The organism is Ornithinibacillus massiliensis (genome assembly GCF_018310345.1).
GTDB classification, from domain to species: domain Bacteria; phylum Bacillota; class Bacilli; order Bacillales; family Amphibacillaceae; genus Ornithinibacillus; species Ornithinibacillus massiliensis.
Window position 1 is genome coordinate 93519 of the sequence record NZ_JAGXBY010000008.1, and the last position, 22182, is coordinate 115700.

The 22182-nt window shown below is 35.5% G+C and carries 24 protein-coding genes and 2 other annotated features; of the genes, 23 read left to right on the forward strand and 1 reads right to left on the reverse strand.

Annotated elements, in window-relative coordinates:
• Nucleotides 1-37: 37 nt before the first annotated feature.
• From KGF86_RS17875 to KGF86_RS17960, 18 genes are all read left to right on the forward strand, one after another.
• Nucleotides 38-244 carry a P-loop NTPase family protein gene (locus KGF86_RS17875; RefSeq protein ID WP_211742615.1) on the forward strand — a complete coding sequence of 69 codons (207 nt, stop codon included), beginning with the start codon at nt 38-40 and terminating at the stop codon, nt 242-244.
• A 180-nt stretch (nt 245-424) separates the two neighbouring features.
• Nucleotides 425-1117, forward strand: coding sequence for a response regulator transcription factor (locus KGF86_RS17880; protein WP_211742616.1), 693 nt, complete (start codon nt 425-427; stop codon nt 1115-1117).
• The gene (gene pnpS / locus KGF86_RS17885) at nt 1114-2484 is read left to right on the forward strand and encodes a two-component system histidine kinase PnpS (RefSeq protein WP_186870199.1); all 1371 of its coding nucleotides are present in this window, start codon (nt 1114-1116) and stop codon (nt 2482-2484) included. The genes KGF86_RS17880 and pnpS overlap by 4 nt, the downstream gene beginning before the upstream one ends.
• A gap of 357 nt (nt 2485-2841) precedes the next feature.
• A complete protein-coding gene (polA, locus tag KGF86_RS17890) occupies nt 2842-5478 on the forward strand; it encodes a DNA polymerase I (RefSeq protein ID WP_186870200.1) in 2637 nt (878 codons plus the stop codon).
• A gap of 12 nt (nt 5479-5490) precedes the next feature.
• Nucleotides 5491-6318 (forward strand): DNA-formamidopyrimidine glycosylase, encoded by an 828-nt coding sequence (gene mutM, locus KGF86_RS17895; RefSeq protein WP_211742617.1) that lies wholly within the window; start codon nt 5491-5493, stop codon nt 6316-6318.
• A gap of 13 nt (nt 6319-6331) precedes the next feature.
• Nucleotides 6332-6934 (forward strand): dephospho-CoA kinase, encoded by a 603-nt coding sequence (coaE, locus tag KGF86_RS17900; RefSeq protein ID WP_186870202.1) that lies wholly within the window; start codon nt 6332-6334, stop codon nt 6932-6934.
• Nucleotides 6935-7060: 126 nt separating this feature from the next.
• The gene (locus KGF86_RS17905) at nt 7061-8092 is read left to right on the forward strand and encodes a glyceraldehyde-3-phosphate dehydrogenase (RefSeq protein ID WP_186870203.1); all 1032 of its coding nucleotides are present in this window, start codon (nt 7061-7063) and stop codon (nt 8090-8092) included.
• A 211-nt stretch (nt 8093-8303) separates the two neighbouring features.
• Complete coding sequence (locus tag KGF86_RS17910) at nt 8304-8690, forward strand: cytosolic protein (RefSeq protein ID WP_186870204.1); 387 nt, start codon at nt 8304-8306, stop codon at nt 8688-8690.
• Nucleotides 8691-8721: 31 nt separating this feature from the next.
• Nucleotides 8722-9189 (forward strand): transcriptional regulator NrdR, encoded by a 468-nt coding sequence (gene nrdR / locus KGF86_RS17915; protein ID WP_186870205.1) that lies wholly within the window; start codon nt 8722-8724, stop codon nt 9187-9189.
• 33 nt (nt 9190-9222) lie between these two features.
• Nucleotides 9223-10581, forward strand: coding sequence for a replication initiation and membrane attachment family protein (locus KGF86_RS17920; protein ID WP_211742618.1), 1359 nt, complete (start codon nt 9223-9225; stop codon nt 10579-10581).
• Between the two features lie 23 nt (nt 10582-10604).
• Nucleotides 10605-11537, forward strand: a complete 933-nt coding sequence (gene dnaI, locus KGF86_RS17925; RefSeq protein WP_186870207.1) for a primosomal protein DnaI — start codon at nt 10605-10607, stop codon at nt 11535-11537.
• 266 nt (nt 11538-11803) lie between these two features.
• Nucleotides 11804-12655, forward strand: coding sequence for a putative sporulation protein YtxC (gene ytxC, locus KGF86_RS17930; RefSeq protein WP_186870208.1), 852 nt, complete (start codon nt 11804-11806; stop codon nt 12653-12655).
• 55 nt (nt 12656-12710) lie between these two features.
• Nucleotides 12711-12942: a binding site (T-box leader), on the forward strand.
• A 436-nt stretch (nt 12943-13378) separates the two neighbouring features.
• The gene (thrS, locus tag KGF86_RS17935) at nt 13379-15328 is read left to right on the forward strand and encodes a threonine--tRNA ligase (RefSeq protein WP_186870209.1); all 1950 of its coding nucleotides are present in this window, start codon (nt 13379-13381) and stop codon (nt 15326-15328) included.
• 235 nt (nt 15329-15563) lie between these two features.
• Nucleotides 15564-15686 (forward strand) — a sequence feature (ribosomal protein L20 leader region).
• Nucleotides 15687-15751: 65 nt separating this feature from the next.
• Nucleotides 15752-16255 (forward strand): translation initiation factor IF-3, encoded by a 504-nt coding sequence (gene infC, locus KGF86_RS17940; protein ID WP_186870210.1) that lies wholly within the window; start codon nt 15752-15754, stop codon nt 16253-16255.
• Between the two features lie 32 nt (nt 16256-16287).
• Nucleotides 16288-16482 (forward strand): 50S ribosomal protein L35, encoded by a 195-nt coding sequence (rpmI, locus tag KGF86_RS17945; protein ID WP_186870211.1) that lies wholly within the window; start codon nt 16288-16290, stop codon nt 16480-16482.
• Nucleotides 16483-16559: 77 nt separating this feature from the next.
• The gene (rplT, locus tag KGF86_RS17950; protein ID WP_186870212.1) at nt 16560-16919 is read left to right on the forward strand and encodes a 50S ribosomal protein L20; all 360 of its coding nucleotides are present in this window, start codon (nt 16560-16562) and stop codon (nt 16917-16919) included.
• Between the two features lie 118 nt (nt 16920-17037).
• The gene (locus KGF86_RS17955; protein WP_186870213.1) at nt 17038-17298 is read left to right on the forward strand and encodes a DUF1294 domain-containing protein; all 261 of its coding nucleotides are present in this window, start codon (nt 17038-17040) and stop codon (nt 17296-17298) included.
• A 79-nt stretch (nt 17299-17377) separates the two neighbouring features.
• Nucleotides 17378-17956, forward strand: a complete 579-nt coding sequence (locus KGF86_RS17960; RefSeq protein WP_186870214.1) for a TVP38/TMEM64 family protein — start codon at nt 17378-17380, stop codon at nt 17954-17956.
• Between the two features lie 109 nt (nt 17957-18065).
• On the opposite strand, the gene KGF86_RS17965 is transcribed toward KGF86_RS17960, so the two are convergent.
• Nucleotides 18066-18452: a sigma-w pathway protein ysdB gene (locus KGF86_RS17965; RefSeq protein WP_186870215.1), complete on the reverse strand. Its 387-nt coding sequence runs from the start codon at nt 18450-18452 to the stop codon at nt 18066-18068.
• Between the two features lie 109 nt (nt 18453-18561).
• Here KGF86_RS17965 and KGF86_RS17970 point away from each other — a divergent pair, with 109 nt between their 5' ends.
• From KGF86_RS17970 to KGF86_RS17990, 5 genes are all read left to right on the forward strand, one after another.
• Nucleotides 18562-19047, forward strand: a complete 486-nt coding sequence (locus KGF86_RS17970) for a dUTP diphosphatase (protein ID WP_186870216.1) — start codon at nt 18562-18564, stop codon at nt 19045-19047.
• Nucleotides 19048-19105: 58 nt separating this feature from the next.
• Nucleotides 19106-20191: a M42 family metallopeptidase gene (locus KGF86_RS17975; protein WP_186870217.1), complete on the forward strand. Its 1086-nt coding sequence runs from the start codon at nt 19106-19108 to the stop codon at nt 20189-20191.
• A 129-nt stretch (nt 20192-20320) separates the two neighbouring features.
• Nucleotides 20321-20644, forward strand: coding sequence for a TIGR04104 family putative zinc finger protein (locus KGF86_RS19700; RefSeq protein ID WP_186870218.1), 324 nt, complete (start codon nt 20321-20323; stop codon nt 20642-20644).
• A gap of 27 nt (nt 20645-20671) precedes the next feature.
• Nucleotides 20672-20887 carry a DUF6366 family protein gene (locus KGF86_RS17985; protein ID WP_211742619.1) on the forward strand — a complete coding sequence of 72 codons (216 nt, stop codon included), beginning with the start codon at nt 20672-20674 and terminating at the stop codon, nt 20885-20887.
• A 268-nt stretch (nt 20888-21155) separates the two neighbouring features.
• Nucleotides 21156-21920 (forward strand): DUF817 domain-containing protein, encoded by a 765-nt coding sequence (locus KGF86_RS17990; RefSeq protein WP_186870337.1) that lies wholly within the window; start codon nt 21156-21158, stop codon nt 21918-21920.
• Nucleotides 21921-22182 lie beyond the last annotated feature (262 nt).

Below are 22182 nucleotides of genomic sequence, written 5' to 3' on the forward strand. Positions count from 1 at the left end.
GAAGGTAGTTACTTTAAGATGTCTACAGCTCTGTTACGTGTTCCTAGGCACATATAATATTTTGCTATTAGATGAGCAATCTAACTTTTTAGATATTCACACTCTGGAAGTTTTAGAACATTTTATGCTCGCTTATAAAGGAACCATCATCTTTGTTACCCATGATCAAACCTTTATGGAACGTATCGTAGAGATGAAATTTGATATTGACCCAGTAAAAAGAATAATAAAACCAGATATGTAATATGTTTTTATGGTAATGTATTAGTAGGGTGTTTAATCCATATAAATGATTAGAGGATCCTACAACAGCATTGTGTAAAGATTTATTTACAATAGCTATCCATTATTTAATTTATACTGATTTCATTGTAATATGAAGATAAGGAAAATGGTAGCATAGAAGAAATGGGGAATTGATATCATGAATGAACATGTTCTTATTGTAGATGATGAAATGTCTATCGTAACATTACTAAAATTCAATCTCGAGAAAGCTGGATTTACAACAGATGTTGCCTATGACGGACTGGAAGCAATTCGGAAAGCGGATAAGAATACATATGATTTTATTATTCTAGATTTAATGCTTCCAGAAATGGATGGAATTGAAGTCTGTAAGCATTTAAGAAGAAATCATATTGATACACCCGTTTTAATGTTAACTGCTAGAGATGAAGAGTTTGATAAAGTACTAGGGTTAGAAATAGGTGCGGATGATTATTTAACCAAGCCATTTAGTCCAAAGGAAGTAATTGCGAGAATTAAAGCAATCTTAAGACGGACCAATGTAACTGTAACGAGTAATGTGAAAAATATAAAAGTAGGAGAATTAACGATTTTCCCTGAGCGGTATGAAGCAGAGAAGAATAATCAGGTGCTTAGTTTTACACGAAAAGAATTTGAGCTATTACATTATTTAGCAACACACAAGGATAAAGTGTTATCAAGAGATCAATTATTATCTGCTGTTTGGGATTATGATTTTGTTGGAGATACTCGTATTGTCGATGTTCATGTTAGTCATCTAAGAGAAAAAATTGAACCCAATACGAAAAAGCCGATTTACATTAAAACAATTCGTGGATTGGGTTATAAGATGGAGGATCCAACGTGAGGTTTTTGTCTTTAAAACCAGTATTACGTTACGCGTTAATTATTTTATTCATTGTGGTCTCAACAGGTATTGTATTTAGCTTTTTTATGAGCAATTATATTGTATTATTGTTGGTACTTCTAACAGAATTTATCGTTCTCATGATGATGTTGCATTATGTATTCGATAAATATGTTAAACCAATTCAAAAGGCCACTAATACGTTAGATGAATTAGTAAAAGGTAATTTTCGTGCCAGAATGCATCACCCAGTTTCTGGTAGTATGGCTTCCTTATTGATGCAAATTAATAAACTTGCCAGAAGTCTAAGTGAACTGTCCATCAATGAGAAGATGCAAGCTGAACAATTAACGACTGTAATAGAAAATATTCAAAGTGGATTAATCCTAATTGATGAAAAAGGGTACATTCATTTAGTCAATAGAAATTTCCTAGGTCTATTTGGAAACAAGAAGGAAAGAGATTATATTGGATATTTGTATTATGATGTATTAGATCATGAGAAAATCCATAAAACGATACAACAGACCTTTTTGTATGAAGAAAAGGTGAAGGATTCCCTCATTATAGAAAATGGTCATAAGCAATATTTTGAAATTATTGGTGCACCTATCTTTGATGAGAAGAACATGTTAAAGGGTGCAGTTATTGTATTATATGATATTACCGAATTGAAAAAACTAGAAGCAATGCGTAAAGATTTTGTTGCAAATGTATCACATGAGTTAAAAACACCAATTACTTCTATAAGAGGCTTTGCGGAGACATTACTGGATGATAATAATTTACATGATGTGGATACAGCAAAACAATTTTTAAGTATTATTAATGAAGAAAGTAAACGACTACAGATGTTAATTCAAGACCTATTATCTTTATCGAAGCTAGAAAAGGATGATTCCAAAATAGAATTAGCTACGGTGCACTTCACTGAATTAGTTGATGAAGTAATGCCGGTTATAAATCAACAAGCTGAAAATAATGGCATAACACTTCATGTTGAAAGTGGAGAAAATATTGAATTTAAAGCGGAACATTCTGGTGTGAAGCAGGTTATGATTAACCTCTTAGTAAATGCAATTAGTTACACGCCGAAGGGTGGAGGTGTAACATTATTAGCAGAGGAACTAGAGGAATATATTCATTTGCAGGTAAGCGATACTGGTATTGGAATACCTAAAGAATCACTGCCAAGAATATTTGAACGCTTCTATCGTGTCGATAAAGCTAGAAGTAGAAATACTGGCGGAACTGGACTTGGGTTAGCAATAGTCAAACATATTGTAGAGCTCCATCAAGGAAAAATAGAAGTAGAAAGTGAAGTAAATGTAGGAACGACTTTCCATGTGTACTTTCCGAAGCGATAATGCATATACCCCACATAAATAGATTTGGTCTATTTATGTGGGGTATTTTGTTACGAGGGGAGAATATTGTTTATTCCTACAGAATTGATAAGAATGGCAATGGAAATTATTCGAATGATACCTGATTAAGGTTAATTTCTATATAGAAGTTCGCTTCATCTTCCCATCCTTAGTCGATCTTTCCTCTCTTTAACCAAAACAGACGATTATAATGATAGGATAAAGAAAGCTTGAAGCACTCGTTTTTCATCTCACTTCTGCTCTAATAAAACTCTAATATTTATTCAAATTTTTTACGTGTCCTAGCTTAAATGGTAAAATAGATTAAAAGTGTGATACGGACAAGGAGGAATACCAATGACAAAGAAATTGGTTTTAATAGATGGAAATAGTATTATTTACCGTGCTTTTTTTGCATTACCACTGTTGAATAATGATAAAGGTGTATACACCAATGCAGTATATGGATTTACAACAATGTTACTTCGTATCTTAGAGGAAAAGAAACCAACCCATATGCTTGTTGCGTTTGATGCTGGTAAAACGACCTTTAGACATAGCACGTATAAGGAATATAAGGGGGGGCGTCAGAAGACACCACCAGAGCTTTCTGAACAATTTCCACTAGTGAAGGAATTACTTAATGCATTTCAGATTCGTCATTATGAGCTAAATCAATATGAAGCAGACGATATTATTGGAACAATGGCTAAGCAAGCAAAAGAACAGAACTTTGATGTAGAAGTTATTTCAGGTGACAAGGATATGCTTCAGTTAGTATCCGATAAGGTTACGGTTAATGTTACGAAAAAAGGAATATCTGATGTAGAAGCGTATACACCGCAATATCTATTCGAGAAAATGGAGATAACACCAGAGCAAATTATTGAATTAAAATCACTAATGGGTGATAACTCCGATAATATTCCAGGAGTTCCTGGTGTAGGGGAAAAAACAGCAACCAAACTATTAAAGCAATATAAAACACTGGATAACTTATATGAGCATCTAGATGAGGTTAGTGGGAAGAAATTGAAGGAGAACCTAACAAACCATAAAGAGGATGCTTTCATGAGTAGAGAGCTCGCTACCATTAATTGTGATTCACCAATAGAAGTATCGATTAATGATTTGTCCTACGAAGGTTATCCGAATCAAGAGGTGGCTAATTTATTCAAGGATTTAGGATTCCAGTCCCTATTAAATCGAGTTGGTTCAGAAGATATAGTAGAAGAAACGGAAGAAGAACTGGAAGAACTAAGCTATACGATTGTAAAAGAGATTACTTCGGACATGTTTACCGGTGAAGAGGCGTTAGTAATTGAAATGCTTAGCGATAGTTACCATACAGCACCAATAGAAGGAATTGGCATAATCAATCAGGAAAAGGCTTATTTTATACCAACTAATGTAGCAATAGAGTCAGAGGAATTTAAAAAATGGGCAGAAAATCCAGCTAATCAGAAAGTTGTATTTGATGCCAAACAATCTGTAGTTTCTTTATTAAAGAATGGGATTCATCTAAAGGGAGTTAGATTTGATGTACTGCTTGCATCCTATCTTCTAAATCCTGCTGAAAATAATCATGATATTCCGGCTATTGCGCATAGATGGGGATTCAAGTCTGTTCGATTTGATGAAGAGGTATATGGTAAAGGTGCAAAGATGAAGATTCCAGAGCAAGAGGCGCTCGCAGAACATATTGCACGTAAAACCAATGTGCTAATAAAGCTTGAGGAAAAGATGGAAGAAGAACTACGTGAACATGAGCTTTATTCCTTACTCAAAGAATTGGAGATGCCATTAGCATTAATTTTAGCGGAAATGGAGCATACCGGAGTACTGGTTGATGTTGCAAGATTAGAGGAAATGGGGACAGAATTGAAGCAACGATTAGCGGAGGTAGAACAGGAGATATACGAATTAGCTGGAGAGAAATTCAACATTAATTCTCCAAAACAGCTCGGACCAATCCTCTTCGAAAAACTTGGATTACCTGTTATTAAAAAAACGAAAACCGGCTACTCTACTGCAGCAGACGTGTTAGAGCAGTTAGAGCCTCAACACGAAATTGTTTCAAAAATACTGCTTTATCGCCAATTAGGTAAGCTTCAATCTACGTATATTGAAGGGTTACTAAAGGTAGTCGATAAGAAAACGAGTAAAATCCATACCCGTTATAATCAAGCATTAACACAAACTGGGCGTCTAAGCTCCATTGATCCCAATCTACAAAATATCCCAATCCGTATTGAAGAGGGACGCAAAATTAGACAAGCATTTGTTCCTTCTAAAAGGGATTGGATTATGTTTGCGGCGGATTACTCACAAATTGAATTACGTGTACTAGCCCATATTGCGAAGGATGAAAAATTGATTGCTGCATTTAAAAATGGTGAAGATATTCATACACAGACAGCGATGGAAGTATTCCATGTGGAAAGAGATGACGTAACTTCTAATATGCGCAGACAGGCCAAGGCCGTTAATTTCGGAATTGTCTATGGTATTAGTGATTTCGGGCTTTCTCAGAGTCTAGGAATAACTCGTAAAGAAGCGAAGCAATTCATCGAACGTTATTTGGAAAGCTATCCAGGAGTCAAAGCCTATATGGATGACATTGTACAGGATGCAAAGCATAAAGGCTATGTGACAACATTGATGAATCGTAGAAGATATTTACCTGAGATTACGAGTAGAAACTTTAATTTAAGGAGTTTTGCAGAAAGGACGGCTATGAATACGCCGATCCAAGGTACTGCAGCTGATATTATTAAAAAAGCAATGATTGATTTGCGTGAAAAACTACAAGAAGAAAAGATGCAAGCACGCATGCTACTTCAAGTTCACGATGAATTAATTTTAGAAGCACCAAGAGAAGAACTTGAGAAACTGAAAGAAATTGTTCCAGCTATGATGGAGAATACGGTCGAGTTAAAAGTTCCTTTAAAGGCAGACTATTCTTATGGTGATAGTTGGTATGATGCAAAATAAGGAGAAATTGGAATGCCAGAGTTACCAGAAGTAGAGACAATACGTAACACATTAAAACGATTTGTATTAAATCGTACGATAGAGGTTGTAAAGGTTTATTGGGGAAAGATTATCAAGAAACCAGATGATGTGGAACATTTTAAACAGCTTTTAATTGGACAAACCATTCATGACATAAAACGGAAGGGTAAGTTTCTGTTATTTGAATTAGGTGATTATACACTAATTTCCCATTTGAGAATGGAAGGCAAATATAGTGTACACTACAAGGATGAACCCTTGAAAAAGCATACCCATGTCATCTTTTCATTCACTACTGAGGAAGAACTAAGGTATAATGATGTTCGTAAATTTGGAACGATGCATATTGTAAAAAAAGGGGAAGAGTTACTGCAGAAGCCTTTGATTCAGCTCGGTCCTGACCCGTTTGAAAAAGCATTTTCAGCGGAGTATTTTTATAAAAAGCTAAAGGCAACGAACCGTTCTATTAAGTCTGTATTATTGGATCAGACGATTGTAGCAGGGTTAGGTAATATTTATGTGGATGAGACATTATTTAAAGCGAGAATTCATCCGTTAAAAAAAGCAAATAAATTAACAAAAAAAGAAGTACAAGAAATTCGCAAACAAGCCATAAGTACTTTAGAAGAAGCGGTAGCACAAGGTGGGACAACCATTCGTTCCTATGTAAATAGTCAGGGAGAAATGGGGATGTTCCAACAGGAATTATCTGTTTATGGTCAAGAAAATAAGGCATGTCCGACTTGTGATAAACCAATTACCAAAATGAAGGTTGGCGGTCGTGGGACACATGTTTGCTTGAATTGTCAAAAGCTCTAAAGGAGAATTTACTATGTCTATTGTTATTGGATTAACAGGAAGTATCGCTAGTGGAAAGAGTGCGGTTGCTGCTATGTTTAAGGAACTACTAATTCCAGTAATTGATGCAGACCAAATTGCAAGGGATGTAGTAGAACCGGGGGAATCTGCTTTACAAGCTATCGTAAATGAATTTGGTCATGACATCCTACTACCAGATGGTACCCTTGATCGAAAGAAATTAGGAGCCATTATCTTTTCCGATACGGATAAACGTGCTAAATTAAACGCTATTGTACATCCAGCTGTCAGGAAACGAATGCTAGAACAGAAGGAGCATCTTTTGGAGAACGGTGCAAAATGTGTTGTCATGGACATTCCATTATTATTTGAAAGTAAATTAACCCATATGGTGGATAAAACACTAGTTGTCTATGTAGATGAGGATGTTCAACTACAAAGACTTGTGAAACGAGATAATTCCCAGAAAGAAGAGGCATTACAGCGGATTCAGTCACAAATTCCATTAAAGGAAAAGGTAAAGCTGGCTGATGCAGTCATTGATAACAATGGGACGTTAGAACATACATTGGAACAGCTGCAAGATGTTCTGAATCAATGGGGAATACCATTCTAATAAAAACTCAAAGGAGATAAAAATCCTTTGAGTTTTTTTATGTATATGCTTCCATTTTTAATCAAATGTGTTATACTATATTTGAATTTTGAAGTATATAGTATATCATAATCAGGAGGACTAATAATGGGTAAAACTCGAATTGCTATTAGTGGATTAGGAAGAATTGGGAGAATGGTATTTAGGCAAGCCATTACTGATCCAAATTTAGAGGTTGTAGCGGTTAATGCTAGCTATCCTCCAGAAACATTAGCACATTTAATTAAGTATGATAGTGTCCATGGACCGTTTAATGAAGATGTAAAAGCAGTTCAAGATGGACTTGAAGTATACGGAAAACGAATTGAACTGGTTAATTTCAGAGAACCGGATAAATTACCTTGGGCTAAATTAGAGATTGACGTTGTTATTGATGCGACTGGGAAATTCAAGACAAAAAAAGATGCAGGCTTACATTTAGATGCTGGAGCTAAAAAAGTTGTCATTACAGCACCAGGTAAACAGGTAGATAAAACCATTGTAATGGGGGTAAACCATCATGATTATGATGAATATCATGATGATGTGATCTCGAATGCATCATGTACAACAAACTGTTTGGCCCCTGTGGTGAAAGTGTTAGACGAAAACTTTAAGATTAAGAATGGATTAATGACGACCGTTCATGCCTTTACGAATGACCAAAAAAACCTAGATAATCCACATAAGGATCTTCGTCGTGCACGAGGATGTACACAATCCATAATCCCAACTTCAACAGGTGCTGCTAAAGCATTAGGTGAAGTATTACCACATCTTAAAGGGAAATTACATGGTATGGCACTGCGAGTTCCTACTCCGAATGTGTCGTTAGTCGATTTAGTAGTGGATGTAGAAGAACCTGTTACAACCGAAATCGTAAATCAAGTATTCCGCAATGCTGCTACGAATGAATTAGCAGGAATAATTCAATATAGTGATCAACCATTAGTATCGATTGACTATACGACTTCTGATTATTCAGCAATCATTGATGGGTTATCCACCATGGTAATGGAGGATAATAAAATAAAAGTATTAGCATGGTATGACAATGAATGGGGTTATTCCGCACGAGTCATTGACCTTGTTAACTATGTTGGAAGCTTTATAAAAGCGAAAAATGTATCCGTTTCCTAAATCAATATATTTATGATTAGGAGCTAGGCCATGGCCTAGCTCTATTTGTATGATGACATTATCTTCCGCTTTCAAAGAGGACGAGAATAATAGCCGAGTAATGAGTATGTAGAGGGTGTTCTAATATATTTTTACTAGGGTTAATCTATAAAACATGTTAAAATAAATAGAGTTATAGTATATGGAAACAGAAAAACTAGGAGTGAAAAGCATGTCTTTTGGTAAGAAATTATCACGTTTTTTTTATAATCGAGCTGAAACATCAGATAAACATTGGGATAAGGAATTACAAACCCATTATTATAAAACAACTAAAGACAAAGGGCTTGCTGCATTACAAGATTTAGTTAAACGTTCGAATAAATTCGAGATTAATTCTGTTTCTACTGAGCATGGTGAAATTAGCTTTCATATCGCAAAAGGCAAAAAAGCGTTTATTATTGCAACGGTTATTATGGTACGTCCATATCAAACTGCTATTGATTTTACAGTTTCAACGGAGTCAGCATTACCATTTGACTTCGGCTATAGCTCAAAAGTAATCAAGCAATTATATGAGAATTTAAATAAAGAATTACCATTAATAGATAAAAATTAGATTTTACTGTTAGATGAATGGGGTTTATTAAATGAGATGTTCAAATTGCCAGAATAAGAATACAAAAGTACTGGATTCGCGGCCAATTGAGGAAGGACGTTCTATTCGTAGAAGACGTGAATGTGAGAAATGTGGTTATCGTTTTACAACCTTTGAGCGAATTGAGGAAGTGCCACTTATTGTCGTGAAAAAGGATGGTAATAGACAAGAATTTAGTCGTGAAAAACTAGTTCGTGGGTTAATCAGAGCGTGTGAAAAGAGACCCGTTTCCATTGAACAAATAGAATCGATTGCTTTTGATGTGGAAAAAGCATTAAGGAATACTGGTGCATCTGAAATCGATAGTGAAGAAGTAGGCGAAATGGTAATGGAACGACTATCAACTGTTGATGATGTCGCTTATGTACGATTTGCATCGGTATATCGACAATTTAAAGATATAAATGTTTTCCTTGATGAATTAAAAGATTTAATTCAATCGGATAAAAAGAATTCATAAATGATAGTCAAAACTGTAGAAAGAAGGGTTAAGATGAACATAGGAAAAATATTGCCTGTAGATGGTTATACGGTTGATTTACAAGGTAATTTACCTGTCGATTACACGAAGTCATTAACCCATCTTTATCAACCATTATTAGGTATGAAGGCAGTAATGTTATATCAAACACTTTTACATGAGATAGATTTTCAGGAAGAAGTACCGATTCAAACACACCACACCTTAATGAATTATCTAAATATATCACTTGTTGAGATGTATGAGGAACGACTTAAATTAGAAGGTATAGGTTTGTTAAGAACGTTTGAAGAAGTGACAACGGAGCAGACTGTATTTCACTATATACTTCAAAATCCATTCTCACCTTCTGATTTTTTCCGTGATGCTATGCTTTCTCAGCTTTTATATCATCATGTTGGGAAAGATAAATATACACTTTTAAAATCTCGTTTTATTGGAAAGCAAGATCAACCAAGTGGGAGAAATATAACCGCTTCATTCGGTGATGTCTTTGAAACCATCCATTCTGAACTTACCGTCATGCAAAATGTCAATCGAATCCCTGAAAATACAGGACCACAACTTGATTCGGTTGATTTTTCATGGGTGGAACAAATACTGAAATCAAGAATGATCCCTTATAAACGAGTATTAACTACAGAAAATAAGCGCATTATCAACCAAATGATGCATTTATATGGACTAGCAGATTATGAAGTGGAAAAATGTATTTTATGGGCATTAACAGATGAAAATAGATTAGATATTGAGGAATTTAAAGAAGCTTGCCATGATATTTTCAAAACATCTCGCAGGGAAGCGGCTGTTCAATTAGCTGCAAAAGTTCCGGAACAACCACAAGTAGAATCCACTACTCCAAAGCAGCCAATGTCTAAGGAAGAACAACTCATTCAACAATTAGAGACAATATCACCAAAGCAATTACTAGAAGATTTATCAAGTGGTAATTATGCATCAGAGCAGGATCTAAAAGTAATTCGTGAGATTATGACAACTCAGGGATTACCATCTCCGGTAATGAATGTATTAATTCACTATGTTTTGCTCCAAACTAACATGAAGCTCTCGAAAGCATATTTAGAAAAGATCGCAAGCCACTGGTCACGAGCAAATTTGAAAACCGCTAGAGAAGCTATGATGTTTGCGAAAAAAGAAAAAGAACGTTATCGTATGTCCATAGAGAAAAAGCAACAAAACTATACCAATTATAAGAAGCAAGGATCTAAGACTGAGGTCGTACCAGATTGGTTTAAAGAACGGAAGAAAAAAACGACAGAATCAAATACAGAGACAACCGTTGATTTAGAACGGGAACGGGAGGAAATAGCCTCCTTACTACAACAATACTCGAACAGTTCGAAAAAATAATCAGTACCAAGGATGATTGACACATGAAACCAGTACAATCAACATTAAAAAAATGGATGGATAGAAATGATAACTTCCAGGAGAATTATAATAGGATAAAAAATGAAGTATTAAGTGATCCGGAAATAAAGGATTTTCTATCGTTATACCCAGAATTACCACAACGTGACATAGAGAAGAATCTTATCAAGTTATATGAATATAAATCACAATCTAAACAATGTGAACATTGTGCTTCTCTAGGCGGTTGTAAAAATATGATCAAAGGCTATTCACCTATTCTTCGAGTAGAGGATAATGAAATACATTTATCCTATGAGAAGTGTCATAGCCGTATTGTCTATGAAAAAGAACAAGAGCAAAAGAATTTGATTCAGAGCTTATACATGCCAAAGGAAATTTTAGAGGCAACGATTGATGGTATTGATGATGATCCACATCGCAGTAAAGCGATTCGTGAAATTATCACATTTATCGGCCAAGTGAAAAACGGACTACCCCAAAAAGGCTTATACCTTTACGGGCCTTTTGGTGTAGGAAAAACGTATTTCCTAGGAGCTATCGCTAATGAATTGAAGAAATATAATATTTCTTCCATGCTCATTTATATGCCAGAATTTGTCCGAGAGATTAAATCTTCTATTAAAGATGATTCCATCAATGAAAAAATAGACTACTTTAAAAAAGCAGATGTGCTAATGCTAGATGATATTGGAGCAGAGACTCAATCCGCATGGTTCCGAGATGAAGTACTAGGTACCATTTTGCAATATCGAATGATGGAAAGATTACCAGTCTTTTTTACCTCTAATTATAGTATGGATCAACTAGAGGAGCATCTAGCCAAAACAAACCGTGGCGATATAGAAGCTGTAAAAGCAGGCAGAATTATGGAAAGGATTAAACAAGTAAGTAAAGAGGTACCGATCTTTGCAAGTAATAGAAGGGAACAATAGAGAAACTCGGAAATAAAAGAACTGTAAAACCGAATGATACATGATACTAGCTCAGGAGCCGGTATATGTTATTCATTCGGTTTTTTACTTATATTCGTACTGAATGATAGTGGAAAAGAAGACATAAAAGCCTGATCACCCAATTTAAAACATATTGTAACCTATGCATTTACTAAATTTTACTAGTTTTGATGGATTTATCATTTTTTAAAAAGTATGTCCATATAATGTAACAGTTTGGTTTTGGATGAGGGTGATGAGGTTATATGGACGTTTATTTTTCTTCGACTAAAGAAGTAATCAGTTTTTGTGAGCAATTATTTCATTATAACAAGAAAATTGAATTACATTGGAAAACACATGAGGATTGGGGGAATCATTTAAAAATTGACTATCAGCTTACAGAAAATGAACTAGTTGATTCCATTGCTAAATCAATGGTAGATGTGTTAGTTGATCATCGATTATCGAATATGATTCGGGAAATCATCGAGGAATACTATTATTATACAAGTGATGATGAAATTGAGAAAATTATGGATTTAGCACATTGGTTATTTTCGGGTGAAGATGATGAAAGTGTACAAGTACGGAAACAAAAGGATGATCCACTACAACTTCTCTATTCTTTAATTGTAGCGGATGTAAAAAGCTCAACAACCGTACATTTTGATTCCGTTGTGAAGTTTAGATTAAAAGTGTTTAAGGACCATATGGTTCATCTTGTCGGACTTGCGATTGACGAATACAAGCGAGAGGAAGATCACCAGGAATTTGTCAATATGCTTAGAGAATATATTGCCAAAAAGGAACCAATTTATAATGTAGTGCATATCGTACAAGGGAATACTTTTTCCTTCTTTAAGTCAGATGGCAAAAGATTTTCTAGAATGGAATTAAAAATGCTAATGCAGAGGGAGCCACTCTATATCGTAGGCTTAGATGAGGAAGAATTGAATCTAGCCCCGTTAGTTGCCATGGCTCCGAAGAAAATAAAAATCTATGGTGACCATCCGTCTGAGCCAAAGACATTGACGGTAATCAATGTCTTTGAGGAGAGAGTAGATTTTGAACCATATCATAAATTTCCTTTTCATTTTTATTTAAAAAATCAATAACAGGACTTGATTATCCTATTAACTAGCGCTATAATGTGGATTATATTTAATATGTTCATCTGTAAGGATAAGGACATGGTCATTTGATCCTGTTATGTGTAGAGAGGGAAGCCTTGTGGTGAAAGCTTCCTCATACAGCCAAATGATTACCACCTTTGAACTCTATTATCGAACCATTACGTAGTAGATAGTAGCGTATATCTGCGTTAAAGATTGAAGCCGTATTCGTTATATTTTAATTATACGGGAATTAGGGTGGAACCACGTGACCAACGCTCGTCCCTTTGCAATGTATGCAGAGGGGTGGGCGTTTTTTATATGCAACTTACATTTTCTATTTAGTTGAGATCACCGCCAGAATACCCGTTACATTTTATAGAGGTTGGGACAAAAACTATAACAAAGGTAATAAAAAGCGAACAATCAACACATTAGACCCGGAAATATACGGAGACTCCTGTGGGAGGAAAGGGCACGGTTGAGACCCCCGGGGAGCGTTAGCTCTGAGGAGGCTCACCATCCGTCCACGAACCGCAAGTATATTTCCGGGGCGGGGTCCTTGCTCATCATTCGGTTTTTGCTTTAAGGTAATTTTTTGTCCCAGCCACTCCTCTAGGATTTCAACTTAATTGTAGTGGTTGTGTTTTGGCTATGTAGAGCATGCACATGGTAATATTTGCTTCGCTCTAATTACAAGTTTAAAAAAGATAAGGAGTGTTATTCATGTCAGAAATTACTATCGTTTTCCCTGATGGAGCAGAAAAAGCGTTCCCTCAAGGAACTACTGGGGAAGATATTGCAGCATCTATTTCACCTGGATTAAGAAAGCAAGCATTGGCCATCAAATTGGATGGAAAGCTTTATGACTTAAAGCGTGAATTGAATGAAGGTGGAGCTATCGAAATTATTACGTATAAAAATCAAGAGGGAGTTGAAATTGCTCGTCATTCAACTGCTCATTTAATGGCTCAAGCAATTAAACGTCTATATAAAGATGTGAAGTTTGGCGTTGGTCCAGTCATTGAAGAAGGTTTTTATTACGACTTCGATATGGAAGAAAAGATAACTCCGGAAGATCTTGTAAAGATTGAAAAAGAAATGAAGCGTATTGTCGATGAAAATCTTCCAATTGAACGTGTAGAAGTTTCACGTGAAGAAGCGAAGAGAATGTTTGAAGATATTGGGGATGATCTAAAGCTAGAATTAATTGATGCTATTCCTGCTGATGAGCAAGTAACAATCTATAAGCAAGGTGAATTTTTCGACCTATGCCGTGGTATTCACGTACCATCCACTAGCAAGCTAAAAGCATTTAAGCTACTTAGCATTTCCGGTGCATACTGGAGAGGGGATAGTAATAATAAACAGCTTCAACGTATATATGGAACAGCATTTGAAAAGCCTGCTCAAGTAGAAGAATACCTACAAATTCTAGAAGAACGTAAAGAACGTGACCATCGTAAACTAGGTAAAGAGCTAGGGATCTTTACAGTTAATCAAAAAATCGGTCAAGGGCTACCACTTTGGTTACCAAAGGGTGCAACTATCCGTCGACAAATTGAGCGATATATCGTCGATTTAGAGGAACGTTTAGGGTACAATCACGTGTATACACCAGTACTGGCTAATGTAGACTTGTATAAAACAAGTGGACACTGGGATCATTACCAGGAAGACATGTTCCCTGTTATGCAAATGGATAATGAAGAATTAGTGCTTCGTCCGATGAACTGCCCACACCATATGATGATTTTCAAAAATCAACTATGGAGCTATCGTAACCTTCCAGTTCGTATTGCAGAACTTGGAACCATGCACCGCTATGAAATGTCTGGTGCTTTAGCAGGATTGCAGCGGGTACGTGCTATGACATTAAATGATGCTCATATTTTTGCACGTCCTGATCAATTGAAGGAAGAATTCATCCGAGTGGTTGAATTAATTCAACATGTGTATAAAGACTTTGGAATTGAAGATTATTACTTCCGTCTTTCTTATCGTGATCCAGAAGATAAAGAAAAATATATTGATAATGATGAGATGTGGGAAAGAACACAAAGCACGCTAAAAGAAACAATGGAAGATATGAAGCTTGATTATGTGGAAGCTGAAGGTGAAGCAGCATTTTATGGTCCAAAGCTAGACGTACAAGTAAAAACAGCACTTGGTAAGGATGAGACATTATCCACAGTACAAATTGATGTATTATTACCGGAGCGCTTTGAGCTTTCTTATATTGGAGAAGATGGTAAGGAACATCGTCCAGTGGTTATTCACCGTGGTGTAGTATCCACTATGGAACGCTTTGTTGCATTCCTATTAGAAGAATATAAAGGAGCTTTCCCAACCTGGTTAGCACCTGTTCAAGTAAAAGTAATTCCAGTATCTCCACAAGTACATCTTGACTATGCGAAGAAAGTTGCAGAGAAATTACAATATCAAGGTGTACGTGTAGAAGTGGATGAACGTGACGAGAAGATTGGCTACAAGATTCGTGAAGCCCAAACAGAGAAGATTCCATTTGCACTTGTTGTTGGGGATAAAGAAGTGGAAGAAGATGCAGTTAATGTTAGAAGATATGGAGAGCAACAATCAGAAACCATTTCATATGATAATTTTGAACAACTAATCAAAGAGGAAATTGAAAAGAAAGTGCTACGTAAGAAGAAATAACAGGAGAATTGTCTCAAATGAATTAAAATATTTTCATATATGAAGTCAGGTGAATCGTGCAGTAGATTGGGTATTGCATGATTCACCTGACGTATTCTCACGATTATTCGATAACTTGTAGGTACGAGACTTCCATTTTTCGGATAAGTAGTGTATACTAGATTATGAAATAAGGGTTGACATTTTATTCAGTTACGTGTTAATCTTTAAAAGTTGAATAAAATTAAATGATCTTGATGACAAGTAGAAGCACCCGCTTCTCACCTGCTCGACGCGTAAGTAGTTGACTGGTTTACATCTTTTATGAACGATTAAAAGACATGTGGGTGCATTCGTGTGCCCACATTTTTGTTTGATTAGAGCTTGTCAGGTAATGGATCAGACCCGATTATAATTTGGAGGTGGCTGGCTATTAGCAAAGATATGAACGTTAATGAAAAAATTCGTGCGAAAGAAGTACGATTAATTGATTCAAACGGTGATCAACTTGGAGTGAAATCACGTCAAGAAGCATTGGAACTTGCCCAAAAAGCTAATTTAGATTTAGTTTTAGTGGCACCTAATGCAAAACCACCCGTTGCAAGAATCATGAACTATGGGAAATTCCGTTATGAGCAACAAAAGAAAGAAAAAGAGGCTCGTAAAAATCAAAAAATTATTAACGTTAAAGAGGTACGCTTTACACCGGGAATCGGCGAACATGATTTTAATACGAAATTAAAAAATGCTCGTAAATTCTTAGAAAAAGGTGATAAAGTAAAAGCTGCTGTTCGTTTCCGCGGACGCGCAATTACTCACAAGGAGCTAGGTCAAGAGGTATTAGATCGCTTTGCAGAAGCGGTGAAGGATATCGCAACAGTGGAATCTAAGCCTAAAATGGAAGGCCGTAATATGTTCATGATGCTTGCTCCAAACAATGAAAAATAATAAGCATTTAAGCATTCGAGGAGGAAATCAACATGCCAAAAATGAAAACCCACAAAGGGTCTGCTAAACGTTTCAAAAAAACTGGTTCTGGAAAAGTTAAAAGATCACATGCATACACAAGCCATATGTTTGCACACAAATCTCAAAAACAAAAACGTAAGTTACGTAAAGGTGCACTAGTTTCTTCTGGTGACTTCAAGCGTATCAAAGCAATGCTTCCTAAATAAGGAGTATTTAAACAGTAAAGCAATCATTAAACTAAACTAAATGGACATACAATGTATCGTATTAGGAGGGAATTACTATGCCACGTGTTAAAGGTGGAACAGTTACGCGCGCACGTCGTAAACGCGTACTTAAATTAGCTAAAGGTTACTACGGTTCTAAGAGAACTCTATTTAAAACTGCAAAACAACAAGTAATGAAATCAGGTCAATATGCTTACCGTGACCGTAAAAATAAAAAACGTGAATTCCGTAAGCTTTGGATCGCACGTATTAATGCAGCAGCACGTATGAACGATCTTTCTTATAACAAATTAATGCATGGATTAAAATTAGCAGGTATTGAAATCAACCGTAAAATGTTGTCTGAACTTGCTATCAATGATGAGCAAGCATTCGCTCAACTAGCTGAAAAAGCTAAAACTGCATTAAACAACTAAGATGAGGTGATGAGGGGGATTTCCCCTCTTACCTCATTTTTTTATGGGTATATAATGGGATGTTATGTGCAGTATTTTGGATAAAAGAATTCTCACCTTATGAAAGGAGAATGACTGAATGGAAATAGTATTTTACATAGGGTTTGCTAATCTTCTTGGCTTTGCATTAATGGGAATGGATAAGAAAAAGGCAAGAAACCGTGAATATCGAATTCCTGAACGAACCCTTTGGGGAGTAGCAATTTTAGGTGGAGCAATAGGAGCTTATATTGGAATGAATACTTTCCGTCACAAAACCAAGCATAATTCCTTTCGTATCGGGATGCCTTTATTAATTTTAGTTCATGTTGGACTAATTAGTTATTTTTTCATGTCATAATAGCTCGTCTCTTGTCATATACATGTACCATTAGTGAGGTAAGGATGTCTTTCTGATCTCTTATAGAAGGAGGCTGCTTATGGAATTATTTGGACAATATATGATGGCTATTGTACAAACAGGTGGATTATTTGCTCCATTTTTATTTATTATCGTGCATTTAATCCGTCCTATGTTTTTTCTACCGGTAGTGTTTATTTGTGTCTCAGGTGGAATACTGTTTGGCGTCTTTGCTGGTACGATATATTCGATTATCGGTATTACCTTATCTAGTATGCTATTCTATATTCTTATTCAATGGATGCCCAAAATGTCGGAGCGACTACTGCGAATGAAGAAAAGGCTAATCGGTAAGCACACGGAATTAACCGTTTCACAAATTTCCTTATTACGTCTTATTCCATTTATTCACTTTCATTTATTGTCGTTATGCTTGCTTGAAATAACATCTGGTTTTAAAGATTATATGAAAGCTTCTATGATTACGAACATACCACTTGCATTAGTATATACTTCCATCGGTGGTTGGTTATCTAATTTATCCCCTTTGCATATCCTCCTATCCTTAGCGGCATTGCTCCTCTTGATTTATGCACTAAGAAGAAAAGAAATCGTCATAAAATGGGAAGATTTCTTTCAAACGAGTACACAACATTAAAAGGCTAAAGGGGAGTCACCAATCCCCTTTAGCCTTTTTAAAATTAAAAAATATAAAATCAAATCGGTCAAGCGCCGTTCGCTGTCTTTCCAATCTCTTATGACTATTTTTATTTTGAAACTAACAACTTATTAATCGGATGCTTCCAGCTAATTTTTGCATGTGGGTAGCGGATTAGTAATTCTTTTTCAAGGAAATAAATATCATCCCGTGATAAGCCCTGTAATTCAAGTGGGTTGGTTACGGTTACATGAATATCTACAATCTCAAAGGATTCTTCCGTTGCACCTACATACTTTTCCCCCTCAAATTGACAGCCCTTATACACAAACCGAATATTCTTCTTACTATTGTGCTGCTCATCTAAGAAATAAAATCCTTTTGTTTCTTTTGCATTCTTTAATAGCCTATCTGGATTGCGAAAGTATTGTATAATGGAGTAGATAAGCAATATGACAGCCGCTATAATAAGAATGCGAAACAGATATACAATCATGACCATCGTCTCCTCGGGTTTGGTTATTATATTGCTATACGTAATGGAAGTAAACAAGGTTTCAATATTTATGTGAAAAAGATGTTACAAAATAAAAAGGAGAATGAAAATGAACTGGGATATACTATTTAATATGCAAAAACAATTGGATTCGTATATTGAAGAAAATCATAATTTACAGGATAGAGACTTATTTCAAGACAAGTATCTTGCTTTATTAGTGGAATTAGGCGAACTTGCTAATGAAACGAGATGCTTTAAATTTTGGAGTAATAAATCACGAAGCTCTCTTGATGTAATTCTTGAGGAATATGTAGATGGAATCCATTTTATATTATCATTAGGTATTGTTAAGGGTCACACGTTTACATTAGTTAACTTGGGAAGCACGGAACTTACGGAAACGGAATTGTTTAATAAAGTATTTGAACATTGTGTTGTGTTTAAAAATAATCCTAATCAGGAAAACTATACTCGTTTGTTTGAAAGTTATTTAGTTTTAGGACGAAAACTCGGATTTAAAGAAGAAGATGTTTATCAAGCTTATATAAAGAAAAATGAAGTGAATTATCAACGTCAAAATAGTGGCTATTAATATCCAAATTTTACATTTCACGTTATACTAAAAAGTAAATAATATTGGAGGTATACATATGGCTAATTTAGATGAAACATTATCTATGCTAAAAGATTTAACAGAAGCTAAAGGGATCTCTGGTAATGAAAAAGAAGCAAGGGATGTTATGGAAAAATACATTACCCCTTATGCAGATGAGGTTTTCACCGATAATATTGGTAGCTTAATTGCCAAAAAGATCGGAGATGAAAAAGGGCCAAAGATTATGGTTGCTGGTCACTTAGATGAAATTGGCTTTATGGTCACTAGAATCGATGATAAAGGATTTGTATATTTTCAAACAATTGGCGGTTGGTGGAGTCAGGTTATGTTGTCTCAACGTGTTACGATTGTAACCTCAAAAGGCGATGTGACCGGTGTAATTGGTTCCAAACCTCCACATATTCTCTCTGCAGCAGAGCGGAAGAAGCCTGTTGAAATTAAAGATATGTTCATTGATATTGGTGCAACTAGTAAGGCAGAGGCAGCAGAGTTTGGCGTGAAACCTGGTGATTCAGTAGTTCCTTATTTTGAATTCACACCAATGAAAAATGAAAAGCTATTATTAGCAAAAGCGTGGGATAACCGAATTGGTTGTGCGATTGCTATTGAAGTATTAAAGCAATTACAAGATGAAGACCATCCTAATGTTGTTTATGGAGTAGGTACTGTACAAGAAGAGGTTGGTTTACGTGGTGCGAAAACGGCTGCACATGCTATTCAACCAGACATTGGTTTCGGTGTTGATGTTGGCATAGCGGGGGATACTCCTGGTATTAAAGAACAGGATGCAGATAGTAAAATCGGAGATGGACCACAGCTTGTACTGTATGATGCATCCATGATTTCTCATAAAGGTGTTCGGGACTTAGTTGTACAGACTGCGGAAGAGAATAATATACCGTTCCAGTATGCTTCTATTGCTGGTGGTGGAACGGATTCTGGTTCAATTCACTTAACGGCTAATGGTGTACCATCCTTGTCCATCACAATCGCAACTCGTTACATTCATTCTCATGCAGCTATTCTACACCGTGATGATTTTGAGAATGCGGTTAAGCTAATAGTTGCGGTAATTAAAAAACTTGATCGTGAAACAGTTAAGGAAATTTTCCTAGCTTAACTAAGTAGTCGCATAGTAGAAACTGTTCTACTATGCGATTATTTGTATTACCTATTTCCGAGTTGAATTAGTAATGATGTATAATAGAGGTAGACGATAAGAAAGTTGAGTTAGAGGGAGAAATGTATTTTGCAATCATGTGAGAAATGCCATACGAGATTTAAATGGAGTGAAATCTACAACTCTAATTGGATGTTAGGGGATAAAAATGGAACCATCACTTGTAGGGAATGTGGAACAAAACATCATATAAAAGAAAATTCCAAGCTACTAAGGATGTTAATTATTATTCCGTTAGTTATGATTTGTTATAAATTTACGGAACAATTAACGGATAAATCCTTTCTTTTTTATGCATTATTTATTTTTATTACTATCTGCATGTATATGATAGTAGCTACTGTTTTTCCACTTTTCTTGAAATTCCAACCCGAGAAAACGATACGAAAATAACAAGGTAGCTTGCTATGGAGGGGTTCTATGATTCAAGGCAAAGAAACACTTGAAGAAAGAAATGAGCGAATCAGACAAGAGGAAATGAAGACAAGCTCTACTGCTAATCTAAATGACTCCTTAACTAGAGGTTCAAATGGAAATCTTGTTGATCTAATAAGTGGCCTTGGCTGGAAAGGTATTGGTATTCTATTACTAGTCTTGTGTATAGGATTTATAATCTATGCGGTGTTTTTTCGTTAAGCTGTAAAAGTAGAAATTCGGTAATGAAGCATTTTCCATTAAGGAGAATGCTTTTTTTGTGCTAAAGCCATAAAAAAGGATTAGTGATAAACAATATGTTTTTATTGTAATACGATAAATAATATTCTAATATGAACATAAGGAGAGGTTTGATATCGGGAAAAGATTCATAAAAACCTAAGTTTCAAACCTAGACCCTATTCAAGAATGGAGGAGAGGTTTTAATTTGAGTATATCGATTGAGCTGAAGAAAATGATAAATGGAAGAATGGTTAGAGCAACCAAACAACTCGTTCATTTTGGCTGGGCGCAAGCTTTATCTTGTTTATTTCCAGTGGTAATATTTGCTTCGTTAGCAATTACACAAATGATTGATCTACCATTAATGGCAAGGTATGACTGGCTATTCATAATTTGTCTTCTCATGCAAGGCTTGATGATATGGTTTGGTCTTGAAACAAAAGATGAACTGAAAGTAATCACGTTATTCCACTTGATTGGACTTATTTTGGAGATTTTCAAGGTTCAAATGGGTTCTTGGTCTTATCCGGAGGAAGGGTTATTTAAACTATTTGGCGTTCCTTTATTTAGCGGATTTATGTATGCAAGCGTAGCGAGTTATCTTTGTCAGGCGTGGCGCAGATTAAAGATAGTACTTGTTCAGTGGCCCCCATTTATAGCTGTTGTTCCACTTGCAGTCGGAATCTATTTGAATTTCTTTACTCATCATTTTTGGATGGATGTACGCTGGATCATATCCGTTCTTGTAATAGTAGTATTTTGGCGGTCTTGGGTTACATACGAAGTGAATGGAACACAATATCGAATGCCGATTGCCTTATCATTTGTACTAATTGGATTTTTCATTTGGGTCGCAGAAAATATTGCTACATTTTTTGGTGCTTGGGAATATCCAAACCAGGTGGATGCGTGGAGTCTCGTTCATCTTGGAAAGGTGAGTTCATGGTTATTGTTAGTGATTGTAAGTTTTCTTATAGTAGCAACATTAAAGTTAGTAAAGGGAAAGCATTAGTATACTAGGAGTCTCCATAAAATAAAACGAATATAATTATAACTTTAATGATAATAGTAGATGGTAAATAAAATATAGAGATCAATTTAAACCAGGTGCTTATCAAGAAGTAATGGTATACGATATTCTTAAACAAAACTGCTATAACATAATACCTAGAATTACTATGTACAAAGACCAATTCTTTTGTGGACATGGGGAAAGAATGAATTTATTGAATGTTAATCATGACTCTAAACTGGCATATATGGGCTAAGTGAGA